Source organism: Nitratireductor sp. GCM10026969 (assembly GCF_042660605.1).
GTDB lineage: Bacteria > Pseudomonadota > Alphaproteobacteria > Rhizobiales > Rhizobiaceae > Chelativorans.
In genome coordinates this window covers 1-1,319 of sequence record NZ_JBHSUM010000301.1, presented here as the reverse complement: position 1 = coordinate 1,319, position 1,319 = coordinate 1, and the positions used below count along the sequence as shown (strand labels likewise).

The following is a 1,319-nucleotide window of genomic DNA, read 5'->3' as shown; positions in this document are numbered from 1 at the left end:
CCACCACTTGCGCCGGCGCGCAGCGGCTGAGAGAGAGCGTCTCGGAAAGGGCGAGGCGCACCTTGGCCGACGGATCGTCGAGAAGCAGCGTCAGCGCGGCCTCGGCCGCCATGCGGTCCTCGAAGGCGAGTTGCTTCTGGCTGTAGGCGCGCGCCAGCGCGGCCGCCGCCGCCGCCCGCTCCGACACTTTCGCCGTCCCGACCCATTTCAGAAAATGCTTAATGGTGTTCAACTGCCTGCTCCCGCCCCGCGAGATTCAGGCTAGCGGCAATTCGTATAGGAATGGTTTACCATAATCGCCGCCTTGCCGGCCGGTGCCGGGGCGCCTATCAAAGATGAAGGGCAAGCGGAGGACAAGACATGGCTGGGCTCTATCTGGAGGACTTCACGCCCGGCATGGTGGTCAGGCACGCGCTGCGCAAGACCATCACCGAGAGCGACAACGTCCTGTTCTCGGCCATGACGCTCAATCCTCAGCCGCTGCACATCGACTTTGATTTCGCTGAGAAGTCGGAGTGGGGCAAGCCGCTGGTCAACTCGCTCCTCACGCTCGGCCTGATGATCGGCATTTCCGTGCATGAGACGACGCTCGGCACGACTGTGGCCAATCTGGGCATGGGCGAGACAGCCTTCCCCCACCCGCTCTTTCACGGCGACACGATCCGCGTCGAGACGGAAGTGAAGACCGTGCGCGAGTCACGCTCCAGGCCCGATCGCGGGATCGTCGCCTTCGAGCACAGGGCCTATAACCAGCACGAGGTGCTGGTGGCCCGCTGCCTGCGCCAGGCCATGATCCTGAAGAGGCCGGACTGATGCGGTCCCTGCTCTTCGTCCCGGCGGATTCGGAGAAGAAGCTGCAAAAGGCGCTCGGCGTCGGTGCCGACGTCCTGATCCTGGACCTGGAGGATTCCGTGGCGCCGGCGCGCAAAGCGCTGGCGCGGCAGATCGCGGCGGACTTCATCCGCGACCATCGAAACACCGTGGCGGCCCGTCTCTATGTCCGGGTGAATGCCCTTGCGAGCGGCATGACCGACGATGACCTCGCCGCCGTCATACCGGCCGCGCCCGCCGGCGTCATGCTGCCCAAGACTGCGGGCGGGCAGGACGTGACGCTGCTTTCGGTGAAGCTGCGCGTGCACGAAGCCGAATGCAACGTTGAGGACGGCACTACGCGCATTCTCCCGATCGTCACGGAAACGGCGGCGGCCGTCTTCGCCGCTGGCACCTATGCCGGGTCGAGCGCGCGCCTTGCCGGCCTCACCTGGGGCGCGGAGGACCTGTCGGCCGAAATCGGCGCGCGAACGGCACGCGACGAGGCG

At 66.2% G+C, this 1,319-nt stretch carries 2 protein-coding genes and 1 pseudogene; 2 read left to right on the top strand and 1 reads right to left on the bottom strand.

The window, feature by feature from the left end; translation table 11 throughout:
* Window positions 1-232 (bottom strand): annotated as a pseudogene (locus ACFP9U_RS25115) (hypothetical protein); the annotation flags it as partial.
* Window positions 233-360: 128 nt separating this feature from the next.
* Here ACFP9U_RS25115 and ACFP9U_RS25110 point away from each other — a divergent pair.
* Together ACFP9U_RS25110 and ACFP9U_RS25105 are read left to right on the top strand one after the other, a co-directional pair.
* Entirely contained in the window at window positions 361-813 is a 453-nt protein-coding gene (locus ACFP9U_RS25110; protein ID WP_378625611.1) for a MaoC family dehydratase, read from the top strand.
* Window positions 813-1,319 (top strand): HpcH/HpaI aldolase/citrate lyase family protein (locus ACFP9U_RS25105; RefSeq protein ID WP_378625610.1); only part of this gene is annotated, 507 nt, incomplete at its 3' end. The genes ACFP9U_RS25110 and ACFP9U_RS25105, both read left to right, overlap by 1 nt.

What these genes read in the sequence shown, in the direction of transcription:
- ACFP9U_RS25110 (WP_378625611.1), top strand. Translation starts at nt 361, where the DNA reads ATGGCTGGGCTCTATCTGGAGGACTTCACGCCCGGCATGGTGGTCAGG.